This window comes from Atlantibacter hermannii (assembly GCF_009907385.1).
Taxonomy (GTDB): Bacteria; Pseudomonadota; Gammaproteobacteria; order Enterobacterales; family Enterobacteriaceae; genus Atlantibacter; species Atlantibacter hermannii_A.
Genome location: NZ_JAAATR010000009.1, coordinates 1 through 18,745, shown reverse-complemented (window position 1 = coordinate 18,745; position 18,745 = coordinate 1). Strand labels below are relative to the sequence as shown.

General features: G+C 50.5%; 22 protein-coding genes and 1 pseudogene. 10 read left to right on the top strand and 13 right to left on the bottom strand.

Annotation, left to right across the window (positions count from 1 at the left end):
• Positions 1-19: 19 nt before the first annotated feature.
• From GV764_RS03160 to GV764_RS03115, 10 genes are all read right to left on the bottom strand, one after another.
• A complete protein-coding gene (locus GV764_RS03160) occupies positions 20-658 on the bottom strand; it encodes a vWA domain-containing protein (protein ID WP_001253658.1) in 639 nt (212 codons plus the stop codon).
• A complete protein-coding gene (locus GV764_RS03155) occupies positions 658-1,299 on the bottom strand; it encodes a TerD family protein (protein ID WP_000116681.1) in 642 nt (213 codons plus the stop codon). Before GV764_RS03155 ends, GV764_RS03160 begins: the two co-directional genes overlap by 1 nt.
• Positions 1,300-1,321: 22 nt before the next feature.
• Positions 1,322-1,960, bottom strand: coding sequence for a vWA domain-containing protein (locus GV764_RS03150; RefSeq protein ID WP_001253657.1), 639 nt, complete (start codon positions 1,958-1,960; stop codon positions 1,322-1,324).
• Positions 1,961-2,422: 462 nt separating this feature from the next.
• A complete protein-coding gene (gene terW, locus GV764_RS03145) occupies positions 2,423-2,890 on the bottom strand; it encodes a tellurium resistance protein TerW (protein WP_001176767.1) in 468 nt (155 codons plus the stop codon).
• A 17-nt stretch (positions 2,891-2,907) separates the two neighbouring features.
• On the bottom strand, positions 2,908-4,116 hold the full coding sequence (locus GV764_RS03140) for a DUF4236 domain-containing protein (RefSeq protein WP_011152964.1): 1,209 nt from the start codon (positions 4,114-4,116) through the stop codon (positions 2,908-2,910).
• A 10-nt stretch (positions 4,117-4,126) separates the two neighbouring features.
• Positions 4,127-5,083 (bottom strand): HpcH/HpaI aldolase/citrate lyase family protein, encoded by a 957-nt coding sequence (locus tag GV764_RS03135; protein WP_031942304.1) that lies wholly within the window; start codon positions 5,081-5,083, stop codon positions 4,127-4,129.
• Complete coding sequence (locus GV764_RS03130; RefSeq protein ID WP_001585166.1) at positions 5,083-6,162, bottom strand: cysteine protease StiP family protein; 1,080 nt, start codon at positions 6,160-6,162, stop codon at positions 5,083-5,085. Before GV764_RS03130 ends, GV764_RS03135 begins: the two co-directional genes overlap by 1 nt.
• A gap of 1 nt (position 6,163) precedes the next feature.
• Positions 6,164-6,937 carry an HAD family hydrolase gene (locus GV764_RS03125; RefSeq protein WP_001040058.1) on the bottom strand — a complete coding sequence of 258 codons (774 nt, stop codon included), beginning with the start codon at positions 6,935-6,937 and terminating at the stop codon, positions 6,164-6,166.
• On the bottom strand, positions 6,930-8,072 hold the full coding sequence (locus GV764_RS03120) for a phosphoribosyltransferase domain-containing protein (protein WP_001280115.1): 1,143 nt from the start codon (positions 8,070-8,072) through the stop codon (positions 6,930-6,932). The genes GV764_RS03125 and GV764_RS03120 overlap by 8 nt, the downstream gene beginning before the upstream one ends.
• Before the next feature lie 9 nt (positions 8,073-8,081).
• A complete protein-coding gene (locus GV764_RS03115) occupies positions 8,082-9,140 on the bottom strand; it encodes an ATP-grasp domain-containing protein (protein WP_012695441.1) in 1,059 nt (352 codons plus the stop codon).
• Positions 9,141-9,460: 320 nt separating this feature from the next.
• On the opposite strand from GV764_RS03115, the gene GV764_RS03110 reads away from it, so the two are divergent.
• The 8 genes from GV764_RS03110 to GV764_RS03075 all read left to right on the top strand — a co-directional run bounded on the left by GV764_RS03110 (position 9,461) and on the right by GV764_RS03075 (position 16,227).
• The gene (locus tag GV764_RS03110; RefSeq protein WP_000254137.1) at positions 9,461-10,042 is read left to right on the top strand and encodes a tellurium resistance-associated protein TerZ; all 582 of its coding nucleotides are present in this window, start codon (positions 9,461-9,463) and stop codon (positions 10,040-10,042) included.
• Positions 10,042-11,199, top strand: coding sequence for a TerD family protein (locus tag GV764_RS03105; RefSeq protein ID WP_001054786.1), 1,158 nt, complete (start codon positions 10,042-10,044; stop codon positions 11,197-11,199). Before GV764_RS03110 ends, GV764_RS03105 begins: the two co-directional genes overlap by 1 nt.
• A gap of 22 nt (positions 11,200-11,221) precedes the next feature.
• Positions 11,222-11,677 carry a tellurite resistance TerB family protein gene (locus GV764_RS03100; protein WP_000007449.1) on the top strand — a complete coding sequence of 152 codons (456 nt, stop codon included), beginning with the start codon at positions 11,222-11,224 and terminating at the stop codon, positions 11,675-11,677.
• A 22-nt stretch (positions 11,678-11,699) separates the two neighbouring features.
• Positions 11,700-12,740, top strand: a complete 1,041-nt coding sequence (terC, locus tag GV764_RS03095; RefSeq protein ID WP_000255079.1) for a tellurium resistance membrane protein TerC — start codon at positions 11,700-11,702, stop codon at positions 12,738-12,740.
• Positions 12,741-12,788: 48 nt separating this feature from the next.
• Positions 12,789-13,367, top strand: coding sequence for a tellurium resistance membrane protein TerD (terD, locus tag GV764_RS03090; protein ID WP_000116680.1), 579 nt, complete (start codon positions 12,789-12,791; stop codon positions 13,365-13,367).
• Between the two features lie 68 nt (positions 13,368-13,435).
• Positions 13,436-14,011, top strand: a complete 576-nt coding sequence (locus GV764_RS03085) for a TerD family protein (protein WP_000301247.1) — start codon at positions 13,436-13,438, stop codon at positions 14,009-14,011.
• A 428-nt stretch (positions 14,012-14,439) separates the two neighbouring features.
• Positions 14,440-15,681 (top strand): vWA domain-containing protein, encoded by a 1,242-nt coding sequence (locus GV764_RS03080; RefSeq protein WP_161656774.1) that lies wholly within the window; start codon positions 14,440-14,442, stop codon positions 15,679-15,681.
• Between the two features lie 90 nt (positions 15,682-15,771).
• Positions 15,772-16,227 (top strand): hypothetical protein, encoded by a 456-nt coding sequence (locus tag GV764_RS03075; protein ID WP_000374058.1) that lies wholly within the window; start codon positions 15,772-15,774, stop codon positions 16,225-16,227.
• 240 nt (positions 16,228-16,467) lie between these two features.
• Here GV764_RS03075 and GV764_RS03070 read toward each other — a convergent pair whose 3' ends face one another.
• A complete protein-coding gene (locus GV764_RS03070; protein ID WP_000398479.1) occupies positions 16,468-16,659 on the bottom strand; it encodes a DUF7706 family protein in 192 nt (63 codons plus the stop codon).
• A gap of 91 nt (positions 16,660-16,750) precedes the next feature.
• On the bottom strand, positions 16,751-17,092 hold the full coding sequence (locus GV764_RS03065; RefSeq protein ID WP_001151572.1) for a hypothetical protein: 342 nt from the start codon (positions 17,090-17,092) through the stop codon (positions 16,751-16,753).
• Positions 17,093-17,717: 625 nt separating this feature from the next.
• Between GV764_RS03065 and GV764_RS03060 the strand changes: the two are divergent.
• A pseudogene (locus GV764_RS03060) lies at positions 17,718-17,938 on the top strand (type I restriction-modification system subunit M N-terminal domain-containing protein); the annotation flags it as partial.
• A gap of 140 nt (positions 17,939-18,078) precedes the next feature.
• Positions 18,079-18,333, top strand: coding sequence for a hypothetical protein (locus GV764_RS03055; RefSeq protein ID WP_000880375.1), 255 nt, complete (start codon positions 18,079-18,081; stop codon positions 18,331-18,333).
• Positions 18,334-18,335: 2 nt separating this feature from the next.
• On the opposite strand, the gene GV764_RS03050 is transcribed toward GV764_RS03055, so the two are convergent.
• The coding region (locus GV764_RS03050) for a 3'-5' exonuclease (protein ID WP_276519479.1) at positions 18,336-18,745 on the bottom strand (410 nt) is incomplete at its 5' end.

Genomic DNA, 18,745 nt, shown 5'->3' with positions numbered 1-18,745 from the left:
AACAGCACCTTTCTGTCTGTCAGAGCACCAGCTGGATTTCTGGTGGAGGAGGGGGAAGGGTATCAGTTCCGTTATTAATCCCCGCGCTTGTGCTGCCGGAAGACACGCTGGCCGATACCCATTTAAAGAAACCTGCAAACGCGGTTGAATCTAGCGTCTCCAGAGACACAACCTTATCGGTGAGCTGTTTTAAGTGCTCATGGCCTGCTTTAGGACCAACGGCGCAGGCAATGATGGATCCGAATCCCCGGCCGCGAATCGCTTTTACCGCTTCACCGTACGCCAGGGCATCAGAAGGGGTTCCATCAGTCATCAGGAATACCAGAGGACGCCAGTCTCCTTTGGTATCACCATCTGAGCGACGTACATCCCGTTCAACACACTGCATCAGACATTCAAGGGCAGCACCGGTGAACGTCCCGCCTGCGCTTGGCACAACGATGTCAGAAAACTGGAAGTCTTCCAGCGGCGTGAGAGGAATGAACTCACGCGCCTCATTGTCATAGGTGATAATGGAGATATGAACGCTTTCGAGGGCGTAGGGATCCTGGCGAAGAGCGCTAAGCATCGCCTGAATTCCAACGTTAACGGAATGGATTGACTCACCGCGCATCGAGCCGGATGTGTCGATAACAAGGTAAACAGGCAGGCGGCGCATCACATGTAATTCCTCAGGTGCGAGACAAACGAATCTGATTCTGAAGGCTCACCAATTGCCCTGAGTTTCCAGCCTGTAGCCTCGCGTATCAGCTCGGCAAAGACCATGGAGCGCTGGCTGGCGAAGGCGGGTCCGCCAGAAAGATCGAATCGTGCCATTTCAATATTACGGGCATCTACTGCCCGGATGAAGGCATTCTGAACTTTACCAAAGTGCTGCTGGAGCTTTTCACCATTGTAGATCTGAACGATGAACACAATTTTCTCGTACTGAGCGTCAAGGGAATTCAGGCGCACAATAATTTGCTCATCGTCACCGTCACCGGCTCCGGTTCGGTTATCGCCCGTCAGCCAGATATTGCCTGACTTATGGCGAAGGCTGTTGAAAAAGATGATATCGCCATTCACAAGCGTTGGTTTACCATTTTCCACATTGCCGAGATCGGTCACCTTTCCGGCTGAATTACACAGGAAAGCGATCACATCAAGGTCGTATTCTTCTTCTTTTTTACCAAAGATCCCGCCGAGAAAACCTTTCTTTTCCTCATTAATATCCCAACCGAGGCCGATAGTAACGGACGAGAGATCGTATTCATTTTTTTTCAGGCTTACGCCCTGGCCTTTGCTCAGACTGACAGACATGATATCCCCTTAATCAATAAAATTATAAGACCACATTTACTTCTGGCGGCGGCGGTGGCAGGTCTTCAAGACCGATCACTTCTTTTTTGCTGGACTCCACTTTCTGACTGCCTACCGAAATGCTCGCACTGACCCATTTAAAGAAAGCTTTAATCGTCGAACTGTCAGCTGTATCGAGCTGAACCACGATTTCAGTGATTTCTTTGAGGACGCTGGTATCGGCATCATGCCCGGCTGCACATGCCACAACAACGCCGGTTCTGGCCGCTTTAAAGTCATTCAGGCCTTTACGCCAGTCATCATTCGGACTTCCATCCGTCATCAGGAATACAAGGGGACGCCAGTCACCTTTAGTGTCAGCCGTCGTTTTCTGTACTTCTTTGGCAATGGAGCTGGCCGTGAGGGAAAGCGCTTCGCCAAGAGACGTGGTGCCGCTGGCTGTTAGTGCTGGCATCTGGAAACTCAGGAGGTCTGTCAGGGGGACTGCCTGTCGGGCTGAAGAATCAAAGGTGATCACTGACACGTGAGCCGTTTCGAGTGCATACGGATCCTGTTTCAGCGTGGTAAGCAGCGTCTGAACGCCATTTTTAACCGCTTCGATAGGCTCTCCGTGCATAGAGCCGGACGTGTCGAGTAGCAGATATACGGGTAAGCGTCTCAAATGTAATTCCTTCTTAAGAGATCGGAAGAGGAGAGTAGTTTCAGGAAGAGGCCAGGGTTTGTTGATTTGATAAAACGGCACGACATCTGTCGGGTGGAGATTAAATACTCAGAAGCGGCATTAAAGAAATAAGTTAACCACCATAGAATTACCGACATGTGAATGGCCTCTTATCAACAGAAAAATAATTCAGACCGGACTGGAATATAAGATTTCTGAAAAAACTCGGACAAATAAACTGTCTTATGTATGAAATTCATCATACATCACAGATCTGCATGAATGGAGTGTAAAACGCCCAAAGATTGATGTGTAGCACAAGAGGATGTCAAGACACCAGGTTTTGTAGTCAGTAAGGCGCTGCTGGCATTGCGGGAGGAGAATAGATCAAAACTACGTCACGCCAATACAGAGGTAAAATATGACAAAACCGGGGTTTTCACCCCGGTCTGAGATTTAGCGTCAGGACTTTTTAGCGCTGTATTCTTTTATCAGTTCGTCAACGGAGTGCAGAGCCAGCTTCTCTACCGCTTCACTTCGGGTCGAGCCACTCAGCGCAGCCAGACGGTCAATTTTTCTTAAGATCCGCATGCGTAGCGATAAGGACACGGCTGTTTTTTTATCCTTATCGAGTACGACCTTCCCTGTAGACTCACCGGTTTTCAGTTCAGCATTCTGTGCGAGCGCTTCATTCATCCGGCGAAGGGTCTTTTTATCCAGCTGGCCCGGATTAACGAGATGGTAGGAATGACCTGCCTTGCTGTATTTGATCTCCGCAGAATATGACTCGCGTAGCTCTTTGAGGGCCCGGGTTAATGTCGGCTCTGAGCATTCCAGACTGGTTATAATGTCGGCAGCGGAAACGGGCTTGCCGGTGCCCAGTAAGTTGGCAAGCTTAAAAATCCGGGCCTGTCTGGTATTTAATTGCATCGTAAGATTTAGCCTGCTTAAAGGGTTAGTGGTTCAATAGGCTGAAAAATGAAGGTACTGCTCATCTTTCGAATAACCGGGTGATCGCCTAACGCTTCAACCGGATCAATGTGTTCTATGCCTGCAAAATTTACTGACGACATCTGGCTGCGAGTGCATTTGCAGGACAGGATATACTCATCCTCCAGATAGCCGGTCCGCTTACTGACCCGTTGCGTAAAGCCTGACACAATCACGTTGTCGAAAGGTAGCGTATGTAAAACGATACCGACCAGGCGGAACAAGCAGCCATGGACGTGGCGGGCATAGTTTTCGCGTACGGCTTTTTGCGTCATGGCTTTTTCCGTCAGCTCCGTGCCCCGGGCATTAACGCCGTAAATCTTATCAGGGAAATCTTCAATCTCAGCTAAATCAACGTCCAGCAGGACTGCTGATAGCTCCGGCTTTACTTCAAATGCAACAATCGTTTCACGCGGCCATTCAGTTTCTGCCAGCACACCCGCCAGGTATGATTCGAAAAACGCGGCGTCTGTCCGGAACTGCTGCCGGGCATCTGCCTGAGCCGTGGCGAGCCGTTTTTCATGTTCTTCTGCTTCAAACTTCCAGTTTGCATACTGTTCGGCCCAGGCCGTCCGTTGTTGCTGGTACCGGTGCTGTCGAAGGGTATTCTCACGCTCCACATCAATCAGCTCCTGCTGCCACCGGCGAAGATTTTCGGCGTGGCGCTCAGCTTTAGCTGATTCCGATTCAAACCATTTACCCAGAAAACTAATGCCTTCGCTCTCGGCAGGCTTTTCCGGCAATGCAAGGTAGTCTGGCTTTTCTGGACGCACCGGTGCCGGAACCTGAAAAGGCGACGTTCTGTTATGCAGGTATACTGCTTCCAGCTCTGCCCAGCTGATGCCTGTTTTTGGATCCGGCGTCAGCTCGTGAATATTACGGATTGCGGTTACCGCTGACATGAGTTCAGCGGCTTCCTGCTCAAGCGCCTGTCTGAGCCCCGGGTCGGTTGCCGTCCGGTTTCCACCTCCGGAACGCGCGGCCCGGTCAAGCCGGGTACGGTAACTCAGCCCGGTACCGGGCAAGCCCAGATTGGCATAGGTCCCCCGGCTACCAAAAGAAACGGAAGCACCTCTCGGCCCGACACTCAGGCTCGGTGCACCGTTACTCAGGTTGAGGCGAACGCCAGGAATAATGTTGATCGACTTTCTGAACCTGAACCCCATTATGATTTCCTTAATGATGCTGGGTCACGGTAAGTAATCTGATTCCATCAGCGCTTTGCTCGTTCTGTAACCCATAAAAACGAGCTCTGTCCAGAATGCCAGCCGCCCAGCGGCGATGTGTGGCGGGTTCACACATTGCTCCCTGCGACTTAAACACGGCCTGGGTAGAGTTCAGGATCCGCAGAGCGTCAGAATACTCACCCTGAGTGACCATCAGCGCGTTTTGAATGACCTCTATCTGACCCGGGTGAATGGCCGTTTTCCCAACAAGCCCATGTGCCATATCAAGAGCCAGCTCTCTGGCCATAACGGCATGATCGTCAATATGCTCACATACGGGCGCGGTCAGGGCAAAATCACGCGGGCCGAAGACTGAAACGAGCATTTTGATGACGTAGCCCATCGGGCTGTCATACAGCGTCAGGTCCCGGGGGCGGCGAAGCGACACAACGTTCATAAGATCGTTGCCGCCGATTCGAAGCGCAATAATGCGGTCGTGGCAGGGATGTTCCACCAGGCGAGTGGCCAGCTCGCGCATCTGAACCACGTCAAAGACGTCTTCTGTTTCCAGCGTTGGCATCATGCACAGGTGAGTCCCGCCCATGATATCCCACCATTCAGCTAACGAACTGAGGGTAAATTTCGGCAACACAAACCCATCGACAGCGGAAAGATCATAATGCGCTTTTAACCATCTGCCCATGTCGGCATGCCGGGGGCGAATGAACACCAGAGGCCAGTCATTTTTACCCAGGCTACGCATGCTGTTACTGAGCTCGTGCAGCAGGTGCTCCAGATTTTTGAGGGCGATGGGGATGTCTGCTTCACTGACAGCATCCTCCAGGCAAATCACCAGAGAGCGCAAACCCGGGATTTTCCCGTGCAGGACGGCATCAGCAATATCTTCCCGTGTTGCAGGCATGTATAGCGTGGCTCCCAGATTCCAGGGAGAAAGACGATTTTTCATCAGAGTACCTTCTTGATAATGGTTACAGCCCGATACTGGCCGAGGGTTCCCCCCATTTCTGTAACAACTATTCCCTTTTCACGAGCAAGCCCTACAAGCAAGGCAACGTCCGGGTCGTCAATAGAACGCACAAATACATGGTCCGGTACCCGACGTAATACAGCCCGGGTTGCTTCAGCAATACCGGGTTTAATACGATTGACGCTGTCCACTTTAAATTCATCGGCCAGGAACGCGATAACGTCGCGACTTGTCTGCCATAAGACCCGGGCTGACTCCATATTCCAGCTCAGGGTAGCGAGGGATGACGGGGTTAACTTCTTACGGAAATGGGCGACGGTATCGACAAGCATCCGGCTGCATTCGAATTCACTGAGATGCTCGCAAACCATGCACCCATGTAATCCTTCAGAGGACCATACTGACCGGGAGATCAGGCCTGATACCGGCGCACCCATGATGCCAAAAGGAATGAGCCAGTCATCATCACTGGCTGCAAGCCAGGAGCAGCCACAGGGATCGGCCAGGACAACCAGTCGCGGCTGCTCAGGATAGCCCGGGCGATCTTTCAGTGCGCGTACAAGCTCTCCGGTAATTGCGCCTTTACCTGTCCATCCGTCAACAAAGACAATACCGCTGGTACCATGGCGCTCTTCAATGACGTCGAGGGCTGCACCGTCAATTCCACGATCCCGGATAATGCTGATACCGTAATGCCATGAGGTTTTCCCCATGTCACGCAGGGCCTGGTGCAGCATAACGCCGAGCGGCACGCCAGCTCTGACGAGACTGGCCAGTACAATGGGCTCATCACCGAAGCGTTCGGCCAGAGCAATAGCGAGCTGTGTGACTTCTTTTGCAAGTCTCTCTGCGCCCCGATCCAGCGCCCGGTGAAACAAATCAAGATGCCATTGTGTTGGCGCTGGCTCCTGACTGAGCATGTCCGAATAATGTTTCTTCCCTGACTGAATCAGCTCTTCTTTTTGCTCAACCGGCGTCATCTCAATGACTACCGGCTTTAGCAGAAATTCCACGTCACCGGGCTGGTATGAGCCGGTAAATGTGTCATGTGGCTGCATTTTAATTTTCTCCAAAAATTCGCTGTGAAATGGCATCTGCAAACTGACTCTGACGCGGGATGCCAAACCAGCTGCACAGTTTCATAAAACGATGATCGCTCAGGCTGTCGCCCAGACCAATTACGGGGAAGACTCCGCGTTCAGCCCGAAGTTTTTCAAGAAGCCATCTGACTGCCAGCCCTTTCTCAACCGCGGTGGGAAGCCAGGCCACGTTATTACTGTTGCGGTGGATGTAGAAGCCCTCGGTCGGAAACACCGTTTCTATCTCATCTGCAATGGCATTGAGCTCGTCAAGGCGGGTGCTGTCGCGGTGCTTCATCACCATATAAACCGCCGTTTCACCGTATTCGAAGTTCAGCCTTGCCCAGGCATTGATCCCTTTTGCGTCCATCATTTCAGTGATCAGACGCTGCATCGATGTCAGCTTTTCCTGATAGGGAGCCAGCTGGCCGAGCATATGGGCCTTCCACTCCTCGTCGGGTTTGCCTTCTGGCGTGAGAATGACGGCCCCGTGAGTGGTGATTGCCCAGGAGTGGAAAGGGATCCGTACGCGGCTGATTTCTTCAGTTCCCCGTGCGGTAACGGGTATGAGTTCAGCCTGCTCCAGGAGCCAGTCCACCAACATGGACTGTTCTTCCGTCATAAAGCTTCGTGGATTCAGGGTGCGATCAACGGCACCGGTACGGAATGGCTCCAGGGCCAGCTCGTCCACCATTTTACGACGGGTCTGAAAGAGCGTGTCGTCAAGGTCGCTCAGAACAACGGGTTTATTCATAGGTAACAATCTCCACGACGGCCGCAACCTCAGCCAGCGCTTTAAGAAGCTGCGTGTCAATACTTTCTGCGGGTGTCTCAGTACACACAAGAATGCGGTCAAACTGCTGGTGGGCGACGTTATAGACAAAATTGGGGATGCCCAGCCCGTAGTTATCCGTAAAGGAAATGGCGGACTCAATGGCATAACCAACGGCGATAGGGGAGCGGGTGGTCGATCCATAAAATGCCTGTGCTCCGGCAGCTTCGAGCCGTTCAGCAAGCAGGAACGGCTCCCAGACGAATTCCCCGGTCCCGAGAACCAGAATACGTTCCCCCTTGTGGACGGAGACCTCATGGCCGAGATCGGCCGCAGGTGCGAGCATCCCCAGTCGGCCCCAGGACTGTTTTCCCTGGATGTCCCATTCTCCTCGTGAAGTTACGTTGACTTTCGGCATGTCCGGGACAGGTGCATCAGGTAATGGGGTCCATCCCCACTTACCGCTTACAAGAGAAACCGAAGTGACTGGTAAGGTGCTGCGCTCGGACAAGGCTTTGCCACTCCAGTCGGTAAGCGTAACGGCTATAACCTGTTCAATATGTTGAAGCTTGCCGGTATTACGCAGGGCTGAAAGCAGGTTAATAAAGGTATTACCGGTGGTTGCCTCGTCATCAATCAAAACCAGCGTTCGTGCGTTGGTAACACGACGTCTTTTCTCTTCATCATCTGGCAGATAGATCAGATGATCGGTGGCGTGGCTGTGTTCTTCCTTGAACTCGCAAAGCAACGTGCCATCAACCGGGTGACGGGTAGAGGTCAGATAGACAGATTCAGGATGCTGGTGGCGCACTTCATCAAATACACCGGCCCCAAGCCCAACGGCGGTTTCAGCCATACCGATAAACAGTACGGGTCCTGTCAGTGTCGAGGGGAACTGGCTGGCAAGCTGTCTGTAGGCCTGCCGCATGACTGAGGGTGGCACGGGAATGTGCCTGCCGAGTACTTTGCTGACAAACAGAAAGGCGCGTTTCGGGTTACGTCTTTCAGCGATGTCAAACAGGTCATCGAGCGAAACTTCACCCTGGTCGCGGGTTACCTGAATCGTACCGCATGAGAGGGTACGGCGATAAATCATATCTTCGAGGATATCAGACATAAATACGCCTTAATTCAGAAGGTTAGAGAGTGATTCCGGGTATGCAATTACATCCGTAATGGATCTCACCGCAACCGGAGAAAAGGTGTTTTTAGCGCTCTGGCGCACCATATCTTCAGACATCAGACCGAGCTTAAAGGCAGCAAATAACCCAGGAAGGTTCACCCCGCTGTGAAGGGTATAACCCACCCCCCCTGACGGACGCATGTTGGTTTCAAGCAGCACCGGGTTGCCATTCACATCGTTTCGCGTCTGAACATTCACCAGCCCGTCGGCCTTCATAACCCTGGCGCAGTCACACGCCAGTTCCCAGGCGCTTCCTTCGTTTACCAGATACTGGATAACCCCTTCCTTACGGCGTCCCACGGCTGCGAGTATTTCGCCCTTATCCGCGAGGATATCGACGGAAAATTCCGGGCCTGGCAGGTACGGCATCAAAACAAGGGGTTTAAACGACTCAGCAGCTGATGCTGCTGCAATATACTGTTGCGGACTGACCAGACGATGTTCGGGATGATTAAAGACGGCCATAGGCGAAGCACTGTCATCAAAGCGCCAGAATCCCATGCCATAGATACCCGTCACCGGCTTCACGCATACCGGGCTGTCAGTGAACGGCGGGGCCGCGAGGTGTGTTTTTAATTCTGCCAGCGTATTCACCCGCCAGGATGGTACGACCGGGAGACCCTTTTGCTCCATAAACTGAGCAAAAGTAACTTTTTCGTCAGCCAGAGTTAACCAGTCGACGCCCGTTGCACCGGTAGTAAGGGTGGCACCGGTCGATTCAATGGCTGAACGGTGTTCTTCAAACCACTGGCTGTTACGGCCAGTATGAATATGGTGGATGCCGTAGGACTGAATGGTTTCCTGGATAAACTGAAGACGTTTTTGAGGATCTTCAGGTTCAGTCAAAGAATAGTCGGCAACGGAAAGGATTTCATTTCTTTCGTTACGGTGGGAGGCAAAAACGGTAATGGCAAAATTATTTTTTTTTGCAAATGATTTTACCCCCTGAATAATATCTCGCTGGGAGGATAAACCTTCCATAAACCAAATTTTCTTGTTCATTTTTTTTAATTATCCGGAACGCCATGCAAATTTATGATTGAGAAGTGAGTCTATGAGTGTCTAAGCTACATGTCAATCATAATATGATTTATAACTCCTGTGGTTATGGAGTGCGTCAGGTTTTTTGGATTCCTGATAACACATTGATATTTAAATTAAACTTAGAAAATTAACACCCTGAAAAGGATTTCTTTTTGTGTTTTTACAGAAAACTACCAAAATTTCCCTTGTCAGAGAACTTCATCATGATATGATTTTCTTCGTCAGTTACTAAATATACCTTTGATTGTCTCGGTCATTACCATTTTAAGGAATAAAACATGGTTTCATTAGTTAAGAACCAGACGGTATCACTCAGCAAAGAATCATCTGCATTAAGCCAGCTTCATTTCGGTCTCGGTTGGGATCCGGTTAAGAAAAAAGGTCTTCTTGGAGGATTGTTTGGAGGCAACGACTCAATCGATCTCGATGCTGGCTGCGTATTAATGGACAGCACCGGTAAAACAATTGACACCATCTGGTTCCGCAAACTGGAATCCACCTGCGGCGCTGTTGTGCACAGTGGCGATAACCTGACCGGTGAAGGTGACGGTGACGATGAGGTGATTAATGTCAACCTCTCCCGACTGCCTGCAAACGTTGAATACCTGGCGTTTACGGTAAACAGCTTCCGTGGTCAGTCGTTCAATGACGTCGAAAACGCGTTCTGCCGCGTTGTCGATCAAACCGGCAAAGAGCTGGCTCGCTACAAGCTGACTGAGCAGGGCTCACATACCGGGATCGTTATTTCTTCGCTGCGCCGTAATAACGGCAACTGGGACTTTACCGCCCTTGGCCATGCCTGTCGCGGCCGCACAATTGACGATATGCACTCCGATATCGTTTCAGCGGTTATTCGCTAATGAACCTGACGCCGGGGGGCAATGCCCCCGTTCCAGCCCAGGAGTTGCGGGTCCGGATCACCTCGGGCGGCCAGGTGGATGCTTCGGCGTTTCGCCTGTATGCCGACGGGAAGGTGCAGGGTGATGCGGACATGGTGTTTTATGGTCAGCCACGTAACGATGATGGTACCGTCAGCCTGGTCAGTGAAGGCCAGTACTCAACCTTTACTGTCGCGCTCAACCGGCTGAAACCTGATGTCCAGAAAATTGCGTTCACCGTGACCTGTGACGGTGGGCAGACGGTGTCCGGTCTTCGTAATCTTTCCATCGACGTGGAGCAAGGGGCTACCGGCCTGGTTAGCGGCAGTGTCGAACTGAGCGGCCGTCAGGAAGCAGCCTTAATTCTGGGTGAATTTTACCGTCGTAATAATGACTGGAAATTCCGCTTCGTTGCGCAGGGGTTCAACGGTGGACTTAAACCGCTGGCAGAGCATTTCGGCGTAAATATTGCCGACGAACCGGCTCCCGCAGCCCCGACTCCTCCGGTTGTAACCCCTCCGCCAGTTGAGACAAAAATCAGCCTGAGCAAGGTATCGCTGACAAAAGAGAAGCCTGCAATCAGCCTGACCAAACGGGATAACTTCGGTGAAATCCGGATCAACCTGAACTGGCACCGGGGCAGCGGCAAATCAGGCTTTGCAGGCATGTTCGGCTCCAAAGGAATCGACCTGGATCTGGGGGCCTTTGTTGAGCTTCAGGACGGGTATAAATCGGTCATTCAGGCGCTCGGTAATGCATTCGGTGATTATCGCGATGAACCGTATGTTCAGCTCAAGGGCGATGACCGGACGGGTGATGTATCAGACGGCGAGTGGCTGCATATCAATGGACGTGAATGGAAGCATATCCGCGAAGTGCTGATTTACGCCTTTATTTATGAAGGTGTTCCCAGCTGGGACAAGACTGATGGTGTGGTCACCATTCATGTGCCGGATCAACCGCCCATTGAGACCCGCCTGACCGAAGGTGAAAACCGTCGCACATTGTGCGCCATTGCCAGACTCGTAAACGAAAACGGCGCAATTAAAGTCGAGCGAATTAACCAGTACTTCAAAGGCCAGGACGAAATGGACCGGGCATTTGGCTGGGGATTTCGCTGGAGCGCCGGTTCTAAATAACACAGCAACAAAGGAAACAGGTATGAGCTTTTTCGACAAAGTTAAAGGTGCCATTAACTCAGGCCGTGACGAACTGACCCGCCAGGTTGGCCGTTTCAAAAACAAAAAATTCATGCAGGGCACCGTTGCTGTATGTGCCCGTATTGCCGTATCGAGTGACGGCGTAAGTTCGGAAGAAAAGCAGAAAATGATGGGCTTTCTGCGCTCTTCAGAAGAGCTGAAGGTCTTCGATACCAATGAGGTGATTGAGTTCTTCAATAAACTGGTTTCAAGCTTCGATTTCGATGTTGAAATCGGCAAGGGCGAAACCATGAAATACATCCTGGCGCTGAAAGATCAGCCTGAGGCCGCTCAGCTGGCCTTACGTGTTGGTATTGCCGTTGCGAAAAGTGACGGTAACTTCGATCAGGACGAGAAACTGGCCTCCCGCGAGATCGCTATCGCGTTGGGCTTCGACCCGGCTGAATTTGGCCTCTGATCCACATCCCTAAGGGTAAAATATGGTTTCCACACACATCGGCTTCCCGACTGAAACGGTCATTGTTTTTATTGCGCTTTCAGTCGGTGCCATCTTTATTGACCTGTTTATGCACCGTGATGACAAGCCTATTTCGCTGAAGAGTGCGGCGCTCTGGTCCGTATTCTGGGTTGTGGTTGCGATGGCATTTGCCGGTTTCCTCTATATCCACCACGGTGCTGAGGTTGCCAGTCTGTTTGTCACGGGTTATGCGCTGGAGAAAGTGCTGTCGGTCGATAACCTGTTCGTCATGATGGCCATCTTCTCCTGGTTCGCCGTTCCGGATCGTTATCGCCACCGTGTTCTCTACTGGGGGATCATTGGTGCCATTGTCTTCAGGGGCATCTTTGTCGCCATCGGTACGAGCCTGCTGAGTCTGGGGCCGTATGTTGAAGTTGTCTTCGCTATTATCGTTGCCTGGACAGCGGTCATGATGCTTAAAAGCGGTGATGACGATGATGAAATTGAGGATTACTCCCAGCATCTGGCTTACCGCATGGTTAAACGCTTCTTCCCTATCTGGCCGAAGCTCAGAGGGCATGCCTTCCTGCTTAACCAGAAGGAAGTGGATGCTGAACTGGCGAAACCAGAAAACAGCGATGTCACCATTGGCCGTGGTAAAAAAGCGGCGCTGTATGCGACCCCGCTGTTCCTGTGTGTGGCTGTGGTTGAACTCTCGGACGTAATGTTCGCGTTTGACTCGGTACCGGCAATCATTGCCGTCAGTCGTGAACCGCTTATCGTCTATAGTGCCATGATGTTTGCTATCCTGGGCCTGCGTACTCTGTACTTTGTCCTTGAGGCACTGAAACAGTACCTGGTTCATCTGGAGAAGGCCGTTATCGTGCTGCTGTTCTTCATCGCGGCAAAACTCGGCCTGAATGCGACCGATCACATCTGGCATCATGGTTACAGCATCGCGGCAACAACCAGCCTGTATGTTGTACTGGGTGTACTGGCGCTGGGCATTCTCGCAAGCGTCATGTTCCCGGGCAAACCTGAATCTGAGGAAAAGGGGAGTTAATCCCCTTAAGTGTTAACCTGAACAATTACTAATCGAAGAGGTTATTTTATGAGTGTTTCTCTTTCCAAAGGCGGGAACGTCTCCCTAAGTAAAGCAGCTCCGTCAATGAAAAACGTCCTGGTGGGCCTTGGCTGGGATGCGCGTTCAACAGACGGTCAGGACTTTGACCTGGATGCTTCAGCATTCCTGCTGGCCTCAAACGGCAAAGTGCGCGGCGATTCAGATTTCATCTTCTATAACAACCTGACGTCATCCGACGGTTCCGTAACGCACACCGGCGATAACCGCACCGGTGAGGGCGATGGTGATGATGAATCGCTGAAAATTAAACTGGACGCCGTCCCGTCTGAAGTTGACAAGATCATCTTCGTTGTGACCATCCACGATGCTCAGGCTCGTCGCCAGAGCTTTGGTCAGGTATCCGGTGCGTTTATTCGTCTGGTTAATGACGATAACCAGACTGAAGTTGCTCGCTACGATCTGACCGAAGATGCGTCCACTGAGACTGCCATGCTGTTCGGCGAGCTGTATCGCCACAATGGTGAGTGGAAATTCCGCGCAGTAGGTCAGGGTTATGCTGGTGGTCTGGCATCTGTATGTGCTCAGTACGGCATTAACGCGTCCTGATCAAAAAGTAACTTTTCTACCCGGGGCTGTTAATGCAGCCCTCATTCAACTGTTTGCAGGAGCTAAAAATGGCAGTTTCTCTCGTAAAAGGCGGCAATGTATCTCTGACCAAAGAAGCACCAACCATGAATGTTGCTATGGTTGGCCTAGGCTGGGATGCCCGTGTAACCGATGGTCAGGGTTTTGACCTGGACGCTTCCGTGTTCGCAGTAGGCGAAGACGGTAAAGTGTTGTCAGATGCGCATTTCATTTTCTTCAATAACAAAACCAGCCCTGATGGCGCGGTAGAGCACCAGGGCGACAACCGTACCGGTGAAGGCGACGGCGACGATGAGCAGGTCAAAATCGATCTGACCAAAGTCTCAGCAGATATCAAAAAACTGGTGTTTGCCGTTACCATCTATGATGCAGAAGCGCGTAAACAAAACTTCGGCATGGTGAGCAACAGCTTCATGCGCGTTTACAACAACGACAACGGCACGGAAATTGCCCGTTTCGATCTGTCTGAAGATGCCTCAACCGAAACCGCTATGGTCTTCGGTGAACTGTATCGTCATGGCGCTGAGTGGAAGTTTAAAGCTGTCGGTCAGGGCTTTGCCGGTGGCCTGGCGGCTCTTGCCTCCCAGCACGGCGTTAACATCTAAAATAACGCTGAATCATACCCCGGCAATGCCGGGGTTTTTTTTGGTTGCGATCCGCTATCAGGAGGGGGGGGGCAGAAAGGGTTCGGGAATCTCAGAAAGCAGAGAGATGTTAATTCTGACGTGAGCCTTTTAAAGGCAGGAAACGGATTTTTCTCTGGTTGCTGGTTAAAGCCTGTATTCCGTGCCTTATATCAACAGCATGCCCCTCTGATATATGTTACGTTTGCGACTTATGAAGGCACGGGTTCTGGAAGATAAAATACCCGACCAATGGAAATTCCAATTCAACAGGTATAGAAACTTCAACGTGATGAAATATGGTGTCACACCATATATACGCCTCACCAGAAATCCAGCGTCCTGAACTAAGCCAGGGGAACCTATATAAACGCTGCGCTTTAAAATAATCAAAAATCAGGAGAGTTAATGTGAATCTACAATCCGGACAAAACATACCACTTCAGCAATCTGCGATCAGGCTGAATCTTCAGTACCCTACCAAATCCGGCTTTAAAGGCGAACCCGATACCTGCCTGTTCCTGCTTAATGCTCAGGGAAAGGTCAGCGGCGATTCTGACTTTATCTTTTACAATAATCTGTCTTCTCCTGAAGGGGCAGTAAAGCTCGTTACCGGTTCTCAGCAGTCCAGCATTGAGATAGCACTGGATCGTGTTCCTGCGAACATCAGTAAAATTGCAATCACAGTTGTCATTGATGGTGAAGATACCATCAGTGGGCTCAGTTCGTTGAGCATGCAGGCTCAAGGAATCGCTGAGTTCCAGGCTGAGACTCAGGGCCGCAGTGAGAAAGCAATTATCCTGGGTGAAGTATATCGGCACAATGGCGCCTGGAAGCTTCGTGCGCTCGGGCAGGGTTTCAACGGTGGTCTTGAGCCTCTGGCCATTAGCTATGGCGTTGATGTCGCACAGCCAGCTCCGCAGCCAGCAAAGCCTGCTCGTATCAGTCTGGAAAAGAAACTGGAAACCAGATCTCCGCGCCTTGTAAGCCTCGCTAAAAAAGCCTCGGTCAGTCTTACTAAAAATAAACTGGACACCCTTGAGGCAGCGGTTGCATTTGTACTTGACGCATCCGGCTCAATGAGTGGCCAGTTCAGTAAGGGTAACGTTCAGTCTGTGCTGGACCGCATCGCCGTTCTTGCCGCCCAGTTCGACGACGACGGTGAAATGGATGTCTGGGGATTTGGAGAGAAGCATAAGAAGTATCCAAACGTCACACTGGACAACCTGGACACATATATTCAGTCCATTCGCGGGGCTGGAAAGCGTTCAGCCTGGGAGAACCTGCCGGGCCTCGGAGGGACAAACAACGAGCCTCCTGTGATGGAAGAAATAGTCGACTACTTTAAGGACTCGAAAATCCCGGTGTATGTTGTATTTATTACCGATGGCGGGATCAGCAAGACCCGGGCGATTAAAGATGCAATCCGGCGTTCTGCCAACTACCCCATCTTCTGGAAGTTTGTCGGCCTGGGTGGTTCAAGCTACGGTATCCTCAAAAATCTGGATGACTTTACTGACCGCCGGGTTGATAACACCCACTTCTTTGCCATGGATGATTTCGGTTCGATTAGCGATGAAAAGTTATATGATAATCTACTGGAAGAATTCAGACCGTGGATCGATGAACCAAAAAGGTTAGGCATCCTTTAATACGCACAGTTTGAGCTTGGTTGAATGAGCTCTACAGCAGCTTAATACTGTAGAGCCTTTGTTCATTGGAAATCGTACAGGGAGGCGCATATGGACCGCATCAAGTACCTGAAATGGATAGCTGAAGAATCACCAAGTACGGCTCAGCAGCTGGTGGCCTGGTTAAACAGAGCAAGGCACTATACGCCCGACATGAAAGAGCATCAGGCAGGTGTACAGATTCAAGAAAAGGGGATTGTTGTAGGGCTTAGACAAAGTACTAATCGTTATCATGGAGATTGTCTGACCATACATGTGGTACGGCTTCCGGAAGAAATACAAAACAAGGGATGGTTTAAGTCTTTTCTGAAGCTTTGCTGTGAATCGAATCCCTGGTGCGATGTTGTAATAGAAGACGTGAAAAACCCATATTTATTAAGCTTTTGTAAGAAACTAAACTTTACTGTATTAGATGAATTTTACCCGAATACTTACATAGTAAACACAGATGCCATTATGAGTTTACCTATCCCACCCTTAGGGAGATACGAAACCTATCTTTATTAAACCTGCGAACCTTTACCGGTTGCGTGGGGAGCGGATGGACTTCGGCTAAAGAAAAATCACATCGTCTATTTTGACCAGAAAAAGCTAATCTGCTTGATGTAATGCAGAAACGCATTACATTAATATCTTCTCCCAACAATCACCTGAACAATTCCCTGATTGCTTTTCACCTCATACCAGTGCTGGCTCATAGTTAGTCCTTAAGCAAATTTGTTATCGGAATAAAGAACGAAGCCAGCCTCATCGAGGCGCATAACCTTCTTCCCTTAACGCCTGTTGTAATTTTTCAATTGCGCTTTTCATTACCCAGGCTTCTTCGTCACTCACAGCACAGCCACGAAGATCGCTCCAGCTCAGACGTTTAACTAATTGAGCAAGGGCCATAGTTTCATTCTCATCAAGCTGCAAACTCAGTGTCTCAATACCTTCCACTATCTAACCTCCCTTATACTGAAAAATGGCGCTTTATTTCTGACCAGATGCCGAAGCCTTGAATGCGGCCGGAACTGCCGTTGTTTCTACTTTACAGAAATGGAATTAAAAAGTGGTGGTGCTGGGCACGTTTCTTTTCCAGTCGGGGTTTAAGCCAGAGCCGAAACTCATTCAACTTCTCAGCAGCCAAAACCGCTTCAACGGGGAAAACTTTATATTTACCCTGCTGCTGAGGTTCACCCAACCATCGCCTGATGGCTCCGTCAGTCCATAAACGAGTCTCTTTGAGCCTGGTTACAGTGACCCATTTCCTGGACCATTCATCAAATTGTCGCTGGCGATCCCGATAACGTTGTTCTTCCTGCTGACGAAGCCAGTCGCGATCAACAGCGAATTTTCGGTATCCAACAAAGAGCCCTTGTACTTTGGCCATGACAACATTCCGGTTTGCTTAGAACTGTTCAGACAGACATGTCAGGGATAAAGCTGAAGAAAAAGGTACAACGAAGAATAACCAAGACATAGGCCTGCCGGGTAAGTGGTGCGGTGCACAGGACTGTCGGAAAGTACGCTCAGAGAGGGTCGTTTAAGCATGATGCACCACCGCCAGCCAGCCTTAATAATGGTAATGTACCACTGGGTTACCAGACAGACCAGTAACGCATCAAACATAAAACTGTTTTTTAAAAAACGTCAGGAACGTAGCCTGACCTTTTAACCAGTGGTGTAAAAAACATACAGATTGCTCTGAGGTATGAGGTTCAGCAACTAGCCTTGTCGACGCAGAAACATTAAGTAATCAATAGCAGCTATCGCAAACAATGGTGAAAACCACCACGTGCTTTTCAACAAGCCAAGCGGCAGAAAGAGTACAGTTGCCATCGAATAAACAAAAACACGAACCATACCATCTGTAATAAACATAGGCTATTTGCAATCTGAGGTTGGATTGTAGATTTTAGTTAGAAATGGATCAAAGTCCGTTTTGTGCAAAACTTGGTTGACAACCCTCTTTTGGAAGATGTGCCGTTTCGTGCAAAAGTTGGTTGGAGGCCAAGATGGCAGAGTTCGTAGGTTCGGCTGCTTCGCAAGCTGATTTCATTTGGAAGAACGCGGAAGACCTGTGGGGGGGGATTTCAAGCATACCGACTTCGGCAAGATCATTTTGCCGTTTACTCTGCTGCGTCGATTGGAGTGCGCACTGGAGTCTACACGGGAAGCATCGCTCGATAGCCAACCAGCCACGATTGAGTTCTTAGAAGCAGAGTTCAGTGTTGATTTCGATGCGCTGCTATCTTGACCGCCAATCAGACCCGCATGGTTCAGGTTTGTGTATGAGAGTCCCCAAATGGCTGTAGTTCTAACCAAAGCCTTGATTGAAGCCGGCCGCGCCGGAAATAGTGGGTACAGAAAAGGCAGTTGCTTGCGCTGGGCGTAAGTTACCCGCCGAAAAGCGGCTGGATCGAACGACTGATCGGCACTGAGGTATCTGACGAGCAGTACGAACGCTTTCTGGGGCACAGCACGAGCAAGCAGGCTGAACAGATCCTACGCGGAGAGCAGCCAGCCAAGGGGCTTCAGTATGCAAAGCGAGCGAAGAAGCTCGCTTCTGAAAGAAAAGCCACAATTGATCTGGATAACGAGCACCTGTCTGAAATCGAAAAGTATCGGTAGCCCTAGACTTTTAGCCGCTGAAGATCTCTTAGATACCATTGGTGAAACTTGCTGAAGTCAGCCTTCTGTTTCTCTACCGTGCTGTTATAGATCGCATCACTGGTAACCGCACAAGCAGTCCAGCCAGCCTCATAGACGAAGCGAGTAGCTATCGGTGACTTCTTCGGGGTGCTATCCCAGCGGTTTTTGAGCCACCGCGCAAGCCCTTCATCAAGAGGGACCACCAGATTTAGCTGCTGTTTTGTGCGAGTGATACCGACATAAAACAGCCGACGTTCCTCCTCGATTTCCTCTTCGGCCGGAGGGGTGTTCATCGATGTGCGAACGCTGTAAACATCATCGGGTTTGCCGCCAGGAAATTCCTGCTCATTCAGCCCGATCAGGGGTCGTCTCAGAAAACGGAATCTATGGT

Coding starts and splice junctions, on each gene's coding strand:
- GV764_RS03135 (WP_031942304.1), bottom strand. CDS start 5,083: ATGAAAAATCGTCTTTCTCCCTGGAATCTGGGAGCCACGCTATACATG.
- GV764_RS03065 (WP_001151572.1), bottom strand. CDS start 17,092: ATGGCCAAAGTACAAGGGCTCTTTGTTGGATACCGAAAATTCGCTGTT.
- GV764_RS03125 (WP_001040058.1), bottom strand. CDS start 6,937: ATGAATAAACCCGTTGTTCTGAGCGACCTTGACGACACGCTCTTTCAG.
- GV764_RS03105 (WP_001054786.1), top strand. CDS start 10,042: ATGAACCTGACGCCGGGGGGCAATGCCCCCGTTCCAGCCCAGGAGTTG.
- GV764_RS03110 (WP_000254137.1), top strand. CDS start 9,461: ATGGTTTCATTAGTTAAGAACCAGACGGTATCACTCAGCAAAGAATCA.
- GV764_RS03100 (WP_000007449.1), top strand. CDS start 11,222: ATGAGCTTTTTCGACAAAGTTAAAGGTGCCATTAACTCAGGCCGTGAC.
- GV764_RS03085 (WP_000301247.1), top strand. CDS start 13,436: ATGGCAGTTTCTCTCGTAAAAGGCGGCAATGTATCTCTGACCAAAGAA.
- GV764_RS03155 (WP_000116681.1), bottom strand. CDS start 1,299: ATGTCTGTCAGTCTGAGCAAAGGCCAGGGCGTAAGCCTGAAAAAAAAT.
- GV764_RS03120 (WP_001280115.1), bottom strand. CDS start 8,072: ATGTCTGATATCCTCGAAGATATGATTTATCGCCGTACCCTCTCATGC.
- GV764_RS03115 (WP_012695441.1), bottom strand. CDS start 9,140: ATGAACAAGAAAATTTGGTTTATGGAAGGTTTATCCTCCCAGCGAGAT.
- terC (WP_000255079.1), top strand. CDS start 11,700: ATGGTTTCCACACACATCGGCTTCCCGACTGAAACGGTCATTGTTTTT.
- terW (WP_001176767.1), bottom strand. CDS start 2,890: ATGCAATTAAATACCAGACAGGCCCGGATTTTTAAGCTTGCCAACTTA.
- terD (WP_000116680.1), top strand. CDS start 12,789: ATGAGTGTTTCTCTTTCCAAAGGCGGGAACGTCTCCCTAAGTAAAGCA.
- GV764_RS03140 (WP_011152964.1), bottom strand. CDS start 4,116: ATGGGGTTCAGGTTCAGAAAGTCGATCAACATTATTCCTGGCGTTCGC.
- GV764_RS03160 (WP_001253658.1), bottom strand. CDS start 658: ATGCGCCGCCTGCCTGTTTACCTTGTTATCGACACATCCGGCTCGATG.
- GV764_RS03130 (WP_001585166.1), bottom strand. CDS start 6,162: ATGCAGCCACATGACACATTTACCGGCTCATACCAGCCCGGTGACGTG.
- GV764_RS03075 (WP_000374058.1), top strand. CDS start 15,772: ATGGACCGCATCAAGTACCTGAAATGGATAGCTGAAGAATCACCAAGT.